Raw genomic sequence first — 15,351 nt, 5'->3', positions numbered from 1 at the left:
CGATGTCTGAGTGGACCATCGCCGACCTGCCCGACCAGAGCGGCCGCACCGTCGTCGTCACCGGACCGACCCTCGGCGGGCTCGGCCACCACACGGCCCTGGAGCTGGCCCGTCGCGGAGCCCGGGTGATCATCGCCGGCCGCAATCCCGCGAAGGTCGAGGAGACCGTCGGCGCGATCCGGGGAGAGGTCCCCGAGGCGCTGCTCGAGGCGCTGCACCTCGACCTGGCCAGCCTCAGCTCGGTCCGCACCGCGGCCGCCGCGGTCGCGCAGGTCGGGCCGATCGACGTACTGGTCAACAACGCCGGGGTGATGGGCACCAAGTACTCCCGCACCGCCGACGGCCTCGAGCTGCAGATGGCGACCAACCACTTCGGGCCCTTCCTGCTCACCGGACTGCTGCTGCCGCAGCTCGTGCAGAGCGAGGACGGCCGCGTGGTGACGGTGTCCTCGCTGTTCCACACCTTCGCCGGAAAGGCACCGCTCGGGCCGCCGCGCGAGCAGACCGGCCGCTACAGCACGTGGCGGGTCTACGGGCAGACCAAGCTCGCCAACCTCTACTTCACCGCCGAGCTGGACCGCCGGTTGCGCGCTGCCGACCTGCCGGTCCGCGCCCTCGCCGCCCACCCCGGCTTCGCCGGCACCCACCTCGCCGCCAACGGGCAGTACGGCCGCTCCTCCGGTGGCATCGCCTCGATCCTCGACGCCGGCGTGAAGGCCGTCTCCCAGACCGCCGCGGCCGGCGCCTGGCCCTCGCTGATGGCCGCGACCGCCGACCTGCCCGGCAACACCTTCGTCGGCCCCGGCGGCTTCCGCCAGCTCTCCGGCCGGCCCCGCACCGTCGGCCGCAGCCGGTTGGCGCGCAACGAGGGCAATGCACGGCGGCTGTGGGAGATCAGCGAGCAGACGGTGGACCTGAGGTACCCGTGATTGACGACGGCATGAACCGCTACTTCCCGGACCGGCAGCCCGACAGCCTGACGGCGTTGATCCGCGAGGCCCGGTTCAAGCCGGTGCGATTCGTGACCGGCTACGACATGCGCGAGGTCGACGACTTCCTGGACCGGCTGGTCGATGCGCTGTCCACGGGTCGGCCGGTCCGTCCGCTCATCGCGGCCGCGGCGTTCGCCACGACCCGGATGCGCGAGGGCTACAGCCAGACCGATGTCGACGCGCTCCTGGCCGAGGTGGGCCGGCGCGCGGAGGCCTGATCGTCGTACCGGCTTCTTTACTGAGGGACGGGACCTTCGGCCCTCGCGGAAGGCCCGACCGGACCGCACGCTGGCCGGGTGACCGGTGACTCCGCGCTGCGCGCGCGCCTTGCGCTCAGCGCTGAGACGATCGCCTGGGCGGTGCTGTACGCCGGCGCCATGGTGGTCGGACGGCTCAGCAGGGTGGACACCGAGCTCGCCCTGGTGTGGCCGGCCGCGGGGGTGTCGGTGGTGTGGTTCCTGCGCGCCGGCACCGGGCATCGCCGGCTCGTCGCGGCCGCGGTACTCGCCGCGGTCACCGGGACGGTCAACTGGGTGACCGGCGTGGAACCGGTCGGCTCCTGGCTCTTCGCGGGCGTCAACGTCGCCCATGGCCTGGTCGGTGTGGCGGTGCTCGGCCGGCTGGTCGGATGGCGCACCGCGCGTGCGATGAGCTCGCTCGGCGATGTCGCGGCCCTGCTCAGCGCGTCGGCAGCGAGCGCGGTCGTCAGTGCAGTCCTGGGCGGCCTGGTCGCGGCGACGCGGTTCGGCACCGAGGTCTGGGACGGGATCGGCTTGATCGGTGTGCGCAACGGCATCAGCACCTTCGTGGTCGCCTCCGCACTCCTGGCCGTGCCCCAGCTCCGGCTCGTCGGCAGTCGCGTCCACCGAGCGGGCTCGGTCCTCCTCGTGCTCGCGGTCCTCGCGGTGTCGCTCGCTGTGGTCCTGGTGCCGTGGCCGGTCGCCTTCATGCTGATCCCTCCCACGGTCGCGGTGGCGCTGCGGTGCGGGCCAGCCGTGACCAGCGTCGTCGCGGGTGCGCAAGGCGTCCTCGTCGTCCTCACCACGCGGGCCGGCGAAGGGCCGTTCTCGCTCATCCCGCGGGTGGCGCCGCGCATCCTCGAGGCCCAGGCACTCATCCTCGTCCTCGCCCTGGTCGGGGCCGTCGTGTCGCTCGCCCTCCAGGAGCGGTCGGCGGCGCTCGTCACGAGCCGTCTTGACCGCGACCGCCTGCGGGCCCACATGGACGCGGCGCTGGTTGCCAACGCGCACGTGGTGTCCACCGTGTCGACGGCTCCCGAGGTCCTGGACGTGAACGGGGCGATGATGGCGCTGACCGGCCGGACGCGCGCAGAGCTGGTCGGGACGGACCCCTGCGGCTGGTTGACCCCGGCGTCGGCGGCACTGCTCGGCTCGGGGATCGGCGATCTCACCTCAGGTTCGCAGACCGGCTGGCGCGGCGAGCTGCAGCTCGCCGATGGGTGGGGCGCGGGATGGGTGGACGCGGCGCTGTCCGCCGTCGGGTCGACCGGCCTCCCGGCACGTCCAGAGCTCAATCTGCAGATGATCGACGTGACGGTGCAGAAGGAGGCGGAGGAACGGTTGGCGACGATGGCCCTTCACGACGAGCTGACCGGGCTGCCGAACCGGGTCCTGTGGGCGGACCGGTTGGAGATCGCGCTCAGCGAAGCGGGGCGGAGCGGGTCGGTGGTGGGCATCCTGTACGTCGACGTCGACCACTTCAAGGAGGTCAACGATCGCCACGGTCATGACGTGGGCGACGAGCTCCTGCGGGAGATCGCGCGGCGCCTCTCGGGGGTGGTGCGTCCGCACGACACCGTGGCTCGTATCGGCGGCGACGAGTTCGTCGTCCTGTGCCCCCGTCTGCAGACCACCGCCGACGGGCTCGGGCTCGCCGCGCGCATCCAGCAGGTGATGGCAGCGCCGGTGCAGGCCGGACCCTGGCAGCTCACCCCCACGGTGAGCGTGGGAGTCGCCTTCGCCGACGGCGACGACGACCCGCGGGTCGTGCTGCGGCGCGCCGACACCGCGCTGTACACCGCCAAGGACCGCGGTCGCGCGAGGTTCGAGGTCTACCGTCCGAACCTCGAGGCCGAGCTCGAGCGATCGGCCCAGGTGCTCGACCGCCTCGGTGAGGCCCAACGCAACGGCGAGCTGCGCGTGCACTACCAGCCCGTCGTCGACGCGGGAACCCGACGAGTCGTCGCCCTCGAGGCGCTGCTGCGCTGGGAGCACCCGGAGCGGGGCACGCTCTCCCCGAAGACATTCCTGGACGTGCTCGAGTCGAGCGAGCTCATCCACAGCGTCGGTGGCTTCGTGCTGCGGCAGGCGTGTGACGACGCCGCAGAGCTGCTCGCACGCGGGCACCGCCTGGCGGTGCACGTCAACATCAGCGCGCGGGAGCTGGCGCGACCGGGGCTGCGGGAGGACGTCGAGCAGACCCTCGTCGAGACCGGGATGCCTGCCGAGCTCCTGGTCCTCGAGATCACCGAGACCCGACTGGTCGCCGTGAACGGGTCGCTGCTGCGCGACCTGCACGCGTTGCGCGCCCGCGGAGTCCGGGTGGCGGTCGACGACTTCGGAACGGGCTACAGCGCGCTGACGCAGCTTGTGGAGCTTCCGGTGGACGTCCTCAAGCTGGATAAGGGCTTCGTCAGCGAGATCACGACCAGCGCCCGTGCCCGAGCAGTCAGTGCCGGCGTGCAGGCCATGGCGGCGGGACTCGGCGTCGTCACCATCGCCGAGGGTGTCGAGACGGAGCGCCAGGCAGAGGAGCTGGCGGCCCTGGGATTCGAGCTGTTGCAGGGATTCCTCTTCGGACGACCCCGCGCGATGGTTGACTGGCTCGAGGAGCTGGCCGCCGGGAGGGGCGGCCCGTGGGAGCTGCGGTCCGGGACGCACGGAGAGGGCCGTGGATGAACCGGATCGGCAACCGGCTGGTCGCGCGCGGGGTCGTCCATCCGGACGAGTTGACAGCAGCCCTCCGGCGGCAGCGCGAGGAAGGCGGCTACCTCGGCCAGCTGCTCCTCGACGCGGGTGCACTCAACCGACAGGAGCTGCACGGCAGCCTCGCCGAGCAGTGGGGCATCGCTTGGCGGGACCTCGACCAGGACCCGCCCGATCCGGCCGTCCTGGCCACGACCGACGTCGACCTGTGCCTGGAGCTCGGGTGGCTGCCCTGCGAGGTCACCGACCGCGGGGTCGTGGTCGCGACCACCGTCCAGCCAGGCCCGGACCTGCTCCTCGAGATCGAGGAGCAGTTCCCCGGGACGCACGTCGATCTTGTCGCCTGCACTCGCCGTGACCTCGACCATGTCGTCCTCGAGGTACGTCGGCGCCGGGACCGCCCGGCGTCCGGCCTCGACCGCGGCCCGGGGTTGCGCCTGCGCCCCTGTGCCATCACCGGCCTGATCGCGGTCGCGCTCCTCTATCTGGTCGCCCTGGCGTCCATCGCTACGGAAGATCTGCTGAGTGCCGTCCTGGCGTCCGCGGGCGTGCTCTTCGCCGGTGGCGTGCTGGGGCAGAGCCTTGCTGCGGTCCGCCTCGCGACGAGCAAGGTGGAGCCCGAGGGGCAGGGGCGGGACGAGGGCTGGCCCGATGCGGACCTACCTGGAGCCGACGACCTGCTGCTCCCCGTGTACACGGTCCTCGTCGCCGTTCCCGAGGGGGTCGCGGCGATCGAGCGCGCGATCGCCACCCTGGCGGGTCTGGACTACCCGCGCTCGCGCCTGGACGCTGTGCTGCTGGTGCCCGACGAAGCCCTGGACGCCGTACGCCGCGCCGCGCCGCCGGACTGGGTGCGGGTGGTCCACCTGCCGGTGGAGATCGCCGTGGACCGGACCCGCGCCTACGACGAGGGACTGGCCTTCGCCAGAGGGAGGTACGTCGTCGCGTACGACCCCGACGACGTGCCGGAACCCGACCAGCTCAGGAGGGCGGTCGCGGAGTTCGAGTCCGACCTTGCTGCTTGCTTGGGCGCGCGGCGTACTCACCCGGCGCTCATGAGGCTCGACGTCGAATGCCACACGTGGGTCCGGCCGGACTCGCTCGCCAGCGCTGTCGACCGGGTCGAGTCCTCGCTCGGCCTGAACCGGGCCCAGCCCGTCCAGCGCGACACCGCCGACCACCGCCCGGAGCTGACCTCGAGCCACTTCAACACGCGCGTTCTCCGCCGGCTCGGGGGGTGGTCCGCGGTGACCGCCGGCGCCGGACCCGAGTGGATCGGCGTGCAGTCCCTCCCGACCGGCCTTCTGCATTCCTCGACCCACCACCGGCGGGCGCGCGGCCTGCGGGCCACCTTCCGCAGGCAGGTCGTCCTGGCGGTCAGCTCACTCGATGCCGCCGTGGCCAGGGCAAGGGGGGGCGTCCGGGCCCCGGAGGCCGCTGAGCCACTGCCCGCCATCGCGGCGACGTTGGTGGGTTTCGCGGCTCCGGTGCTCCAGCTGACCTACCCGGTGGCACTGGTCGGTGCCTCGGTCTTCGCCGCTCGAGCGGGTGCCATGGGCGAGGTCGGTGTTCGCGTGGGAGCCGTCGGCGTCGTCGGCCTGCTGGGCGGCCTGGCAGTCGCCGTCGGCACCGCGTCGGTGTTGGTGGGGCGACGGCACGGATGGCGAGCGGCCGGATCGGCCGTGGTGGTCCCCGCGGCCTGGCTGGTCTCGGCTGCGGCGGCCTGGCACGCCGTGGTGGTCGTGCTGCCGTGCCGTCGCCGTCGGGGTGCGCCGGCGCGCTGACCGGTCTTCAGGCGGCCAGCGGCAGCGAGCCGGGCATCACCGTCGGCGCGCAGTCGCAGCTGTCGCTGCACGCAAGGAAGGTGTGCACGGCATGGCCGCACGCGGGGCACGGCAGGTCGTGGCTGAGGTGCTGGGGCTGGGTGTTCGTGGTGTTCCACATGGCCGTGTCTCCTTCGTGGTCTCGCCTGCTTCTACTAGGACGACGAAGCGGGTCGCCCTGATACGACACGGTGGGCGCGGAAATCTTGCAGAAAGCTCCGCGGTCCCGGTGAGCGGTCAGCCGACGAGGGCGCCGAGGTCGACCGGTGCAGCGAGCAGCAGGGTGGCGGCACCGGCCACGTTGGTGACGACGGTGAGCCACAGCACCGTGACGAACGGCTGCTTGCGGGTCTTGTGGCGGAACAGCCGGCGGCCGGCGAGCGCGCCGGGCCAGCCGCCGAGGAGGGCGACGAGGTGGAGCGTCGACTCGCGGGTACGCCACTCGCCGTCCTGGGCGGCGCGCTTGTCGGCGCGGTAGAGGACGAGTGCGACCAGGCTGAGGACGCCGTACGTCGCAGCGAGGGTGAGCAGGACGTCCGCGCGTTCGATGACCACGGCCCGAAGCGTGTCAGGCGGCGGCGAAGGCAGCGGAGCCGGGCATCACGGTCGGTGCGCAGTCACAGGTGTCGCTGCAGGCGAGGAAGGTGTGTGCGGCGTGGCCGCAGGCCAGGCAGGGCAGGTCGTGGCTGAGGTGTTCGGTGCGGGCCATGGCTGCCCTCCTCTCCGATCGGGTCTCCGATCAGGATGACCCGACCGGCGTGCCGGACTCATCGGCCGTTCGGGCCCGAACCGGAGTGGTCCCGACGGACCAGGAGGTGACCCGACCGGGTCAGCGCCCGCGCGGCCCGTAGACCGCGTCCGCCTTCTTGAACGCGGCCTCGCGGGCGGCCTTCGTGTTGCGGGCCGCGAGCAGGTAGGCCTGCTCGAGCCGCTCGCGGGCGAAGGTACGACGCGGCGAGGCGCTCCAGGTGTCGTTGAAGAGCCGCTTGGCGGCGGCGAGCGCGTCGGGGGACTTCTGCGACAGCTCGTCGGCCAGGCGCAGGGCGCCGGCGAGCGGGTCGTTGTCGAGGCGGGTGACCAGGCCGAGGTCCCTGGCGCGGGAGCCGTCGAAGACCTCGGCGGTCATGGTGAGCAGCTTGGCCTGGTCGATGCCGACGAGCTCCTTGAGGGCCTGGATGCCGGACATGTCGGGGATCAGGCCCCACTTGCCCTCGAGCACCGACCAGCGCGAGTCGGGGGTGGCGATGCGGAAGTCGGCGGCGAGCGCGATCTGCAGGCCGCCACCGAGGCAGTGGCCGTGGACCGCCGCGATCACGGGGACAGGGATCCGGCGGAAGGCCCATGGGGCCTCCTGGAAGGTGTTGGTGCCACGCAGCGGCCGCGGGACGAACGCCTTCGCGACGCCGGCCGGGTTGCGGAGCACGGACGCGAAGTCGAGGCCGGCGCAGAACGCGTCGCCCTCGCCGCTGATCACGACGGCGCGCAGCGTCTTGTCGCGGCGCAGGGCGTGCGCGGTGGCGACCAGGTCGTCGAGGATGTCGAGGGTCAGTGCGTTGAGCTTGTCGGGACGGTCCAGCCGGACGTGGGCGATGCCGTCGGTGATCGTGCAGCTGACGTGGGTGCTCATGACCTCGATGCTACCCGCAGGTAACATCGAGGGGGAGTCAGGGCTGCCGCTCGATGCGCCAGCGGTCGGCGACCGCGGGCCGCCGGTCCGGATCGATCGTCACCTGCGTTGATCCGGTGAAGCGCACCGTCCGCGGCCCGGACGGCGACAGATACCGGAACGCGCCGTCGGCCAGGCGGACCGTCGTACCGTCCACCGTGACGGTGGGCGTGGTCGTGAACCCGTGCCACCAGCCCTCGGGGAGCCGGTCGTCGCCCGCTGGGTAGACGAGGTCGGCGATCGGGCAGTACGCCGTGCCGTCCTCGCAGCGGTCGAACGCCGCCAGGGCCGCCTGGGTGAGCGCGGCGAGGCCCTCCTCGGTCGCGGCCGGCCGGAGTGCGGGCGCAGGCGAGACCGCCGAGCCGGCCACGACGACGACCTGCTCCGGCGGCGAGGCGAACCAGGGGGCGATGCCGCCGCGTGCCGGATAGACCGCGGGGTGCAGCCGGAGGCCGGCGGGCTCGTACGTCGTCCGCCCGGGAACCGTGACGGGGACGTCGCCGACGGTGACGTCGAGCGGGGTCGAGAGCCACGTCGCGCCGTTCCAGTCGACCGACCCGGCCAGCGGCGTCACGACCAGCCAGCGGGAGGCCTCGCCACCGGATCCTCCGCGGGATCGGCCCAGGGTGATCGTCGCGCGGTGGTGCTCGCCGGCGAGGTGGTAGCGGACCTCGAACTCCTCGAACCCGTCGAAGACCAGGTCGCTCGGGACGGTGGAGCGTGCCGTCGAGACCTCGCGGGAGTCGCCGAGGGTCACGTCGCTGATCCGCGAGCTCGCCTCGGCGAGGAGGGCGCCGGCCAGCGCCCACTCGTCCGCGTCGGTCGGTGCGAGCAGCTCGTCGAGCTCGCTGGGGTCCGCGCTCTCGTCGGCGAGCACCCGGAGGTACCGCTCCGCGGTCTCCCGGGCCTGCGCCTCGGTCCCTCGACGGCCGGCGAGGGCGACGCCCGCAACTCCGACCAGCAGCACGACGGCGAGGACGCCGACGAGGGCGCGTCGCGAGGGTGACCACGAGAGCACGGGCACTCCTCCAGGACGACGACAGGGCGCCCGGACGTTGCCCGGAGGGACTCCGTCCGAAACGCCCTGGCGAACGCCGGAGGTCAGGCGGCCTTGACCATCTCCTTCTTGGCGGCCGCGCTCTCGAGCAGGCGCTGCATGACCCGGCGCTTGCGCTTGTCGGCCGTCGTCATGGCGTAGAGGAGCTTGAGCTGCGAGGGCAGGTTCTTCGCGTTGGCCGTCGCCAGCCAGCCGTTGGGGAAGGACAGCCGGACCACGCGGTGCCAGGCGCTGTAGACCTGCTGCGGCAGCGGCGCCGAGTGGTAGTTGAGGCCGTACTTGGCGAAGACGGCCTGCACCTTCGGCGCGACCTCGGCGTACCGGCTGCTCGGCAGGTCGGGGAAGAGGTGGTGCTCGATCTGGTGCGAGAGGTTGCCGGTCATGATGTGCATCAGCTTCGAGCCGGAGATGTTGGCGGAGCCGAGCATCTGGCGCAGGTACCACTCGCCCCGGGTCTCCTTCTCCGGGATCGACTTCAGCTCGAAGGTCTCGACGCCCTCCGGGAAGTGACCGCACATGATGACCGAGTGCGACCACAGGTTGCGCACCACGTTGGCGGTGAAGTTCGCGGCCAGCGCGGGGAGGAAGGAGCCCGTCGGCAGCGCGAGCGCCGGGTTGACGACGTAGTCCTTGGTCGCCTGCTTGCGGATCTTCTTCAGCGTCTTGGAGAGGTTGCGCTTGAACTCCTCGCTGCGCTTCTCCTTCGGCGTGCGCAGGTTGCGGCCCAGCTCGAGGTCGTAGGCCGCGATGCCGTACTCGAAGAAGCACGCGTTGATGAAGTTCCACAGCGGCTGCGCGAGGTAGAGCGGGTACCAGCGCTGCTCCTCGTCGACGCGCATGATGCCGTAGCCGAGGTCGTTGTCCTTGCCGACGATGTTCGTGTAGGTGTGGTGGATCTCGTTGTGGGAGTGCTTCCAGCCGTCGGCGGTCGAGGCGTTGTCCCACTCCCAGGTGGTCGAGTGGATCTTCGGGTCACGCATCCAGTCCCACTGGCCGTGCATGACGTTGTGGCCGATCTCCATGTTCTCGAGGATCTTGGCGACGCTCAGGCCCACCGTGCCCGCGACCCAGGCCGGCGGGAAGATGCTGACCAGCAGGGTGGCGCGGGAGGCGAGCTCCAGCTTGCGCTGCAGGTCGACCATCTTGCGGATGTACGCCGCGTCCTCCTCGCCGCGCGCCTCGAGCACCTCAGCGCGGATGGCGTCGAGCTCGGCGCCGAGCGCCTCGATGTCCTCGGGGGAGAGGTGGGCGATGGGGTTGTCGGCCTTGTTGGTGACGGTCGTCATGGGGATGGCTCCTTCAGGGGGTGGGAGTCAGTGGTCTCAGGGGGTCTCAGTGGTCGAGGGTGCAGTCGCCGGCGGCGGCGCTGATGCAGGTCTGGATCTTCACGCCGTCGGGGTGGGTCTCCCCGGGGACGGCGACGGTGAGCTCGCCGGTGCGCAGGTCGCGCACGGCACCGGACTTCATGGGCAGCACGCAGCCCATGCAGATGCCCATCCGGCAGCCGCTCGGCATCAGGACGCCGGCCGATTCGGCGGCGTCGAGGATCGGGACGGAGCCGTCGGTCTCCACGGTCGTGGCGGCGCTGCCGGCGAAGGTGAGCGTGCCTCCTTCGGCGTCGACGTCGACGACGGTCGGGCGGAACCGCTCGGTGTGCAGCGTGAGCCGGCGGTCGTCGTAGAACGCCTCGAGGCTGTCGAGTAGGCCCGCCGGACCGCAGGCGTACGCCGTGCGCTCGGCCAGGTCGGGGACCTCGGCCTCGAGGTCGTCGGTGGTGAGCAGGCCGTCGGTGTCGGTGTGCCGCTCGATCAGCCGCAGCCGGCCGGCCTCGGCGTGGGCGCGCAGCTCGGCGCCGAAGATGACCTCGTCACGCTTCATCGCGGAGTGCACGAGCACGATGTCGTACGCCGCGCGGGCCTGTGCCTCGTCGCGGGAGTAGAGGTTGCGCAGCATCCCGATGACCGGGGTGATGCCGGAGCCGGCGGTGACCAGCAGCAGCTTCTGGGTGCGGCCGGCGGCGGGCGGGGTGAGGACGAAGTCGCCCTCGGCCTGCGCGAGCTGGATCATCTGGCCGGCGCGGGCCTCGCGCACGAGGTACTGCGACACGGCGCCGTCGGGGATCGCCTTGACGGTGATCGAGATGTGGCCGTCCCGGCGTGGGCCGTGGGTCAGCGAGTAGGTGCGCCACAGGCGGATGCCGTCGACGTCGACGCCGACCCGGACGTACTGGCCGGGGATGTGACCGGCCCAGTCCCGGCCGGGCTTGATCACCAGGGTCGCGGCGTCCTCGGTCTCCTTGGCGACCGAGACGATCCGGCCCTGGAGGCCGGCCGCGGCGCCGGGGCGCAGTGGGGCGAAGTGGTCGAGGAGGTCGTCGACGCTGAGCGGGGTCACCGCGGCGTCGAGGAGCGAGCGGAAGCCGGTGCGGAGGCGTCCGGTGCGGGCGGTCGCGTCGGGGGCGGCGGTCGTCGTACTCACATCACTAGAGTCCCAGTCGGGAGCGCTAAACTCATGACCACAGCCGGTGAATCTGCTCGGTTGTTTTGTTCGCAGGGAATGAAGAAGGTGCCGATGCCCCGTCGTGTGTTGCGCAGGCCCCGGGCCGGCGAGAGCGTTCTGCTCCCGCCCGAGACGGTCGTCGCGCTGCGCGGCGAGCTCGCCCGGGTCGCCGACGACGTCGTCGACCAGATCATCCGCGAGGTCCCGCCCTACGAGGACGCGTTCAGCGGGCCGATGGGCGAGACCATCCGCGGCGCGGTCCAGGTCGCCCTCGGCGGCTTCCTCTCCCTCATCAGCGACTCCCGGGGGCCGGACGCGCTGGCGCCGCGCTCCTCGGCGGTCGACGGCGCCTACCAGCTGGGGCGCGGCGAGGTCCGCAGCGGGCGTACGGCGGACGCGCTGCTGTCGGCGTACCGGATCGGGGCGCGGGTGTCCTGGCGGCATCTGTCGACCAAGGCGGTCGAGCAGGGCATCGACCCGGCGACGATGGCCTCCTTCGCCGAGCTGGTCTTCGCCTACATCGACGAGCTGTCCGCGGCGAGCGTCGCCGGGCACCGCGACGAGTCGGCCAGCGAGGGCCGGATCCGGCAGCGGATGGTCGAGCGGCTCGCCCGGCACCTGCTGACCGGCGCGCCCGAGGCGACCGTGCTCGCCTCGGCCGAGCGGGCCGAGTGGACGCCCCCGGCCACGCTGACCGCTGTGCTGGTGGCGGAGTCGCAGGCCGGGTCGCTGCTCCAGGTGCTGCGCCGCGGCACCCTGCTGACCACCGACCTGCCCGACCTCGACGGCGCGGCCCTGCTGATGGTCCCCGACGCCCACGACCGGCGGCGGGCGACCCTGCTCCGGGCGGTCGGCGACCGCGACGCGCTGGTCGGGCCGGCGCGCCCGTGGGTCGACGTACGCGAGTCCTATGACCGCGCCGTCCGCGCCCGGGCGCTCGGCCTCACCGGCGACACCGAGCGACACCTCCCGCGGCTGGTGCTGACCGCCGACCCGCAGGCGCTGGCCGACCTGCGCGCCGGCGTCCTCGCGCCGCTCGACGAGCTGCGCCCGGCCGCAGCCGCGAAGCTGCGCGAGACCCTGCGCGCGTGGCTGCTGCACCAGGGGCGGCGCGACGACGTGGCGGCCGCCCTGTTCGTGCACCCGCAGACGATCCGGTACCGGATGACACAGGTGCGGGACCTGTTCGGCGACCGGTTGGAGGACCCCGATACCGTCCTTGCCCTGACCATTGCTCTCGGGGTCGAGGAGGTGAGCAGATGAGGCGTGCCGCCTCGGTGCTGGTCGTGGCCGCCGTCCTGCTCGCCGCGTGCTCGGACCTGCCGGAGTCGAAGCTCGACCGCTCCTCCGCGGTGCCGAGCGGGTCGTCGTACGTCGCCCTGGGGGACTCCTACTCCGCGGGGCCGCGGCTGGCGCCGACCACGGGTGCGATCGGCTGTGAGCAGACCCGGGGCAACTACCCGCACCTGCTGGCCGCGCGGCTCGACCTGGAGCTCACCGACGTCACCTGCGGCGGCGCGACGACAGCCGACCTGACGCAGTCGCAGACGCCGCCCAACGGCGACCCGGTGCCGCCTCAGCTCGACGCGCTGAGCCGATCGACCGACCTGGTCACGATCGGCATGGGCGGCAACGACGGCAAGGTCTTCTCCGAGCTGGTGACGACCTGCGTCGGCAAGGCGGTCAAGGACCGTGGCGGGGCGCCGTGCACCGAGGAGGGCGCGTCCTTCCGCGCGAAGGTGGAGCGTCAGCTCGCCAAGCTCCCCACCCGGATGGGCGAGGCGCTCGCGGCGATCCGGGAGCGGGCGCCGAAGGCGCGGATCGTCGTGGTCGGCTACCCCGCGGCCTTCCCGGAGCGCGGCACCTGCGACCTGCTGCCGCTCGCGCGCGGCGACTACCCCTACGCCCGCGAGTTCGTCAGCCGGGTCAACGACGGCCTCGCCGCGGCGGCCGAGCAGGCGGGCGCGACGTACGTCGATGTCTGGGCCGCCACCGACGGGCACGACATCTGCGCCACCGATCCCTGGGTCGCCGGGGTGATCCCCGCGCAGGCCGGGCTGGAGTACCACCCGTACGCCCGGGAGCAGTCGGTCGTCACCGACCTGCTGATCGACGCGCTGGGCTGATCCTCGCGCCTCGCCGACCCGGCAGAAAGTGGTCCCGAAAAGACGCCGACCCGGCAGATAGTGGTCCGGAAAAGACAGCGACCCGGCAGAAAGTGGTCCGTGATCGGGCACTTTCTGCCGGGTCGGCGTGTTCAGCAGGACCGTTCGAGCCGGGTCGACGTGTTCAGCGGGCCAGTTCGAGCCGGGTCGACGTGTTCAGCGGGCCAGTTCGAGCCGGGTCGGCGGGAACTCGGAGCCAGTTCGAGCCGGGTCGGCGGGAACTCGGAGCCAGTTCGAGCCGGGTCAGGCCTGGAGGGCCCGGATCGCCTCGTGGATCGCGAGCGTGCGCTCGGCGGACTCGACGTGGAGGCTCTCGACCATCTTGCCGTTGTAGGTGACGACGCCGGCGCCCTTGTTGTCCTCCCAGGCCTGGATCAGGCCGCGGGCGTCCTCGACGGCCTGCTCGCTCGGGGCGAAGCCGGTGTTGGCGCCCTCGACCTGGCCGGGGTGGATCAGGGTCTTGCCGTCGAAGCCCATCTGGCGGCCCTGCTCGACCTCGGCGAGGAAGCCGTCGGTGTTCTTCACGTCGTTGTAGACGCCGTCGATGATCACGATGCCGGCGGCGCGGGCGGCGAGCAGGGCCAGGCCGAGGCCGGTGATCACGGGGGCGCGGCCGGGCACGTGCTCGGCGTACAGCTCCTTGACGAGGTCGTTGGTGCCCATCACGAAGCCGGTGAGGCGCTCGGACGCGGTGGCGATCGAGAGCGCGTTGAGCATGCCGATCGGGGTCTCGACCATCGCCCACAGCTTCGTCCGCTCGGGCGCGCCGGCCGCGGCGAGGGCGTCGACGAGCTCGAGGACCTCCTCGGCGGAGTTCACCTTGGGGACCAGGACGACGTCGGGGCCGGCCTCCGCGGCGGCGCGGATGTCGTCGGCGTGCCACTCGGTGCCGATGCCGTTGACCCGGATGATGAGGTGGCGCTCGCCGTACTCACCGGACCGGACGGCGGCCGCGGCGGCGTTGCGGGCCTCCGGCTTGGCGTCCGGGGCGACGGCGTCCTCGAGGTCGAAGATGATCGCGTCGGCGGGCAGCGTCTTCGCCTTCTCCAGCGCCCGCTCGTTGGAGCTGGGCATGTAGAGGACGGAGCGCAGGGGCTTGAACTCGGACATCAGGCGGTCACCTCGATCGCGTCGTACTGGGCCTTGAGGACGGGGTCGATCGCGGCCAGCTCCTCGGCCAGCTCGACGAGGACCAGGCACTGCTTGAGGGAGGCGTCGTCCTCCATCTTGCCGTCGATCATGACCGCGCCGGTGCCGTCGCCCATGGCGGCGACCACGCGGCGGGCGTGGGCGATGTCCTCGACGCTGGGGGAGAAGACCCGGTTGGCGATCTCGATCTGGACCGGGTGCAGCGACCAGGCGCCGACGCAGCCGAGCAGGAAGGCGTTGCGGAACTGGTCCTCGCAGGCGACGGTGTCCTTGATGTCGCCGAACGGGCCCCAGTACGGGTAGATCCCGTGGGTCGCGCAGGCGTCGACCATCTTGGCCATCGTGTAGTGCCACAGGTCCTGCTGGAAGCGGAACCGGTCGGCGTCGTACTGGTAGGCGCCGTCGGCGTCGCGCGGCGCGTCCTCCCGCACGAGGTAGCCGGGGTGGCCGCCGCCGACGCGGGTGGTCTTCATCTTGCGGTCCGCCGCGAGGTCGGCCGGACCGAGCGAGAGACCCTGCATGCGCGGCGAGGCGCCGCAGATCTCCTCGACGTTGGCCACGCCGCGCGCGGTCTCGAGGATCGCGTGGATCAGGATCGGCCTGGTGATGCCGGCCTTGGCCTCGAGCTGGGCCAGGATCCGGTCGACGTAGTGGATGTCCTCGGCGCCCTGCACCTTCGGGACCATGATCACGTCGAGCTTCTCGCCGATCGCGGGGACCAGCGTGGTGAGGTCGTCGAGCACCCAGGGGCTGTCGAGGGCGTTGATGCGCGTCCACAGCTGCGTCGGGCCGAAGTCGGTGTCCTGCGCGATCCTGACCAGGCCCTCGCGCGCGGCGACCTTGTTGTCGGCCTTGATGGCGTCCTCGAGGTTGCCCAGCAGTACGTCGACCGTGCCGACCATCGCGGGGATCTTCGCGGCCATCTTCTCGTTGCTGGGATCGAAGAAGTGGATCGCGCGACTCGGGCGGGCGGGGATCTCGCGGAGGGGGAGCGGGGCCCCGACGGCCAGCGGGCGGAAGAAGTCCTTGGCACTCTTGTGGCTCACGTTTCGACA

15 protein-coding genes are annotated in these 15,351 nt (G+C 72.1%); 6 read left to right on the top strand and 9 right to left on the bottom strand.

All coding sequences use genetic code 11. The features are described from left to right. Positions 1 to 2: 2 nt before the first annotated feature. The 4 genes from QI633_RS23435 to QI633_RS23420 all read left to right on the top strand — a co-directional run bounded on the left by QI633_RS23435 (position 3) and on the right by QI633_RS23420 (position 5,721). Positions 3 to 929 carry an oxidoreductase gene (locus QI633_RS23435; protein ID WP_282427228.1) on the top strand — a complete coding sequence of 309 codons (927 nt, stop codon included), beginning with the start codon at positions 3 to 5 and terminating at the stop codon, positions 927 to 929. 11 nt (positions 930 to 940) lie between these two features. Then, the gene (locus tag QI633_RS23430; RefSeq protein ID WP_282427227.1) at positions 941 to 1,210 is read left to right on the top strand and encodes a DivIVA domain-containing protein; all 270 of its coding nucleotides are present in this window, start codon (positions 941 to 943) and stop codon (positions 1,208 to 1,210) included. A 78-nt stretch (positions 1,211 to 1,288) separates the two neighbouring features. Further along, positions 1,289 to 3,910: an EAL domain-containing protein gene (locus QI633_RS23425; RefSeq protein ID WP_282427226.1), complete on the top strand. Its 2,622-nt coding sequence runs from the start codon at positions 1,289 to 1,291 to the stop codon at positions 3,908 to 3,910. Next, complete coding sequence (locus tag QI633_RS23420; RefSeq protein ID WP_282427225.1) at positions 3,907 to 5,721, top strand: glycosyltransferase; 1,815 nt, start codon at positions 3,907 to 3,909, stop codon at positions 5,719 to 5,721. The genes QI633_RS23425 and QI633_RS23420 overlap by 4 nt, the downstream gene beginning before the upstream one ends. A gap of 7 nt (positions 5,722 to 5,728) precedes the next feature. Here QI633_RS23420 and QI633_RS23415 read toward each other — a convergent pair whose 3' ends face one another. The 7 genes from QI633_RS23415 to QI633_RS23385 form a co-directional block, all read right to left on the bottom strand. Beyond that, positions 5,729 to 5,881 carry a hypothetical protein gene (locus QI633_RS23415; protein ID WP_174245180.1) on the bottom strand — a complete coding sequence of 51 codons (153 nt, stop codon included), beginning with the start codon at positions 5,879 to 5,881 and terminating at the stop codon, positions 5,729 to 5,731. A gap of 116 nt (positions 5,882 to 5,997) precedes the next feature. After that, positions 5,998 to 6,315 (bottom strand): DUF1294 domain-containing protein, encoded by a 318-nt coding sequence (locus QI633_RS23410; RefSeq protein ID WP_222117725.1) that lies wholly within the window; start codon positions 6,313 to 6,315, stop codon positions 5,998 to 6,000. A 13-nt stretch (positions 6,316 to 6,328) separates the two neighbouring features. Next, positions 6,329 to 6,469 (bottom strand): hypothetical protein, encoded by a 141-nt coding sequence (locus QI633_RS23405; protein WP_174245181.1) that lies wholly within the window; start codon positions 6,467 to 6,469, stop codon positions 6,329 to 6,331. A gap of 120 nt (positions 6,470 to 6,589) precedes the next feature. Further along, positions 6,590 to 7,387 (bottom strand): crotonase/enoyl-CoA hydratase family protein, encoded by a 798-nt coding sequence (locus QI633_RS23400; RefSeq protein ID WP_141797126.1) that lies wholly within the window; start codon positions 7,385 to 7,387, stop codon positions 6,590 to 6,592. A gap of 37 nt (positions 7,388 to 7,424) precedes the next feature. After that, positions 7,425 to 8,444, bottom strand: a complete 1,020-nt coding sequence (locus QI633_RS23395; protein ID WP_282427224.1) for a hypothetical protein — start codon at positions 8,442 to 8,444, stop codon at positions 7,425 to 7,427. A gap of 83 nt (positions 8,445 to 8,527) precedes the next feature. Next, positions 8,528 to 9,769: an acyl-CoA desaturase gene (locus QI633_RS23390; protein ID WP_282427223.1), complete on the bottom strand. Its 1,242-nt coding sequence runs from the start codon at positions 9,767 to 9,769 to the stop codon at positions 8,528 to 8,530. Positions 9,770 to 9,815: 46 nt separating this feature from the next. Next, positions 9,816 to 10,961, bottom strand: coding sequence for a ferredoxin reductase (locus QI633_RS23385; protein ID WP_141797129.1), 1,146 nt, complete (start codon positions 10,959 to 10,961; stop codon positions 9,816 to 9,818). A 93-nt stretch (positions 10,962 to 11,054) separates the two neighbouring features. Between QI633_RS23385 and QI633_RS23380 the strand changes: the two genes are divergently transcribed. Together QI633_RS23380 and QI633_RS23375 are read left to right on the top strand one after the other, a co-directional pair. Beyond that, positions 11,055 to 12,245, top strand: a complete 1,191-nt coding sequence (locus QI633_RS23380) for a helix-turn-helix domain-containing protein (protein ID WP_141797130.1) — start codon at positions 11,055 to 11,057, stop codon at positions 12,243 to 12,245. Continuing rightward, on the top strand, positions 12,242 to 13,108 hold the full coding sequence (locus QI633_RS23375) for an SGNH/GDSL hydrolase family protein (RefSeq protein WP_282427222.1): 867 nt from the start codon (positions 12,242 to 12,244) through the stop codon (positions 13,106 to 13,108). Before QI633_RS23380 ends, QI633_RS23375 begins: the two co-directional genes overlap by 4 nt. A gap of 282 nt (positions 13,109 to 13,390) precedes the next feature. On the opposite strand, the gene QI633_RS23370 is transcribed toward QI633_RS23375, so the two are convergent. Then, positions 13,391 to 14,257: a CoA ester lyase gene (locus QI633_RS23370; protein ID WP_282427221.1), complete on the bottom strand. Its 867-nt coding sequence runs from the start codon at positions 14,255 to 14,257 to the stop codon at positions 13,391 to 13,393. Further along, complete coding sequence (locus tag QI633_RS23365) at positions 14,257 to 15,342, bottom strand: CoA ester lyase (RefSeq protein WP_141797133.1); 1,086 nt, start codon at positions 15,340 to 15,342, stop codon at positions 14,257 to 14,259. Before QI633_RS23365 ends, QI633_RS23370 begins: the two co-directional genes overlap by 1 nt. Positions 15,343 to 15,351 lie beyond the last annotated feature (9 nt).

It is taken from the genome of Nocardioides sp. QY071, assembly GCF_029961765.1.
Taxonomy (GTDB): domain Bacteria; phylum Actinomycetota; class Actinomycetes; order Propionibacteriales; family Nocardioidaceae; genus Nocardioides.
Note: the sequence above shows the minus strand (reverse complement) of the source record. Positions and strands in the feature narration are given on the sequence as shown.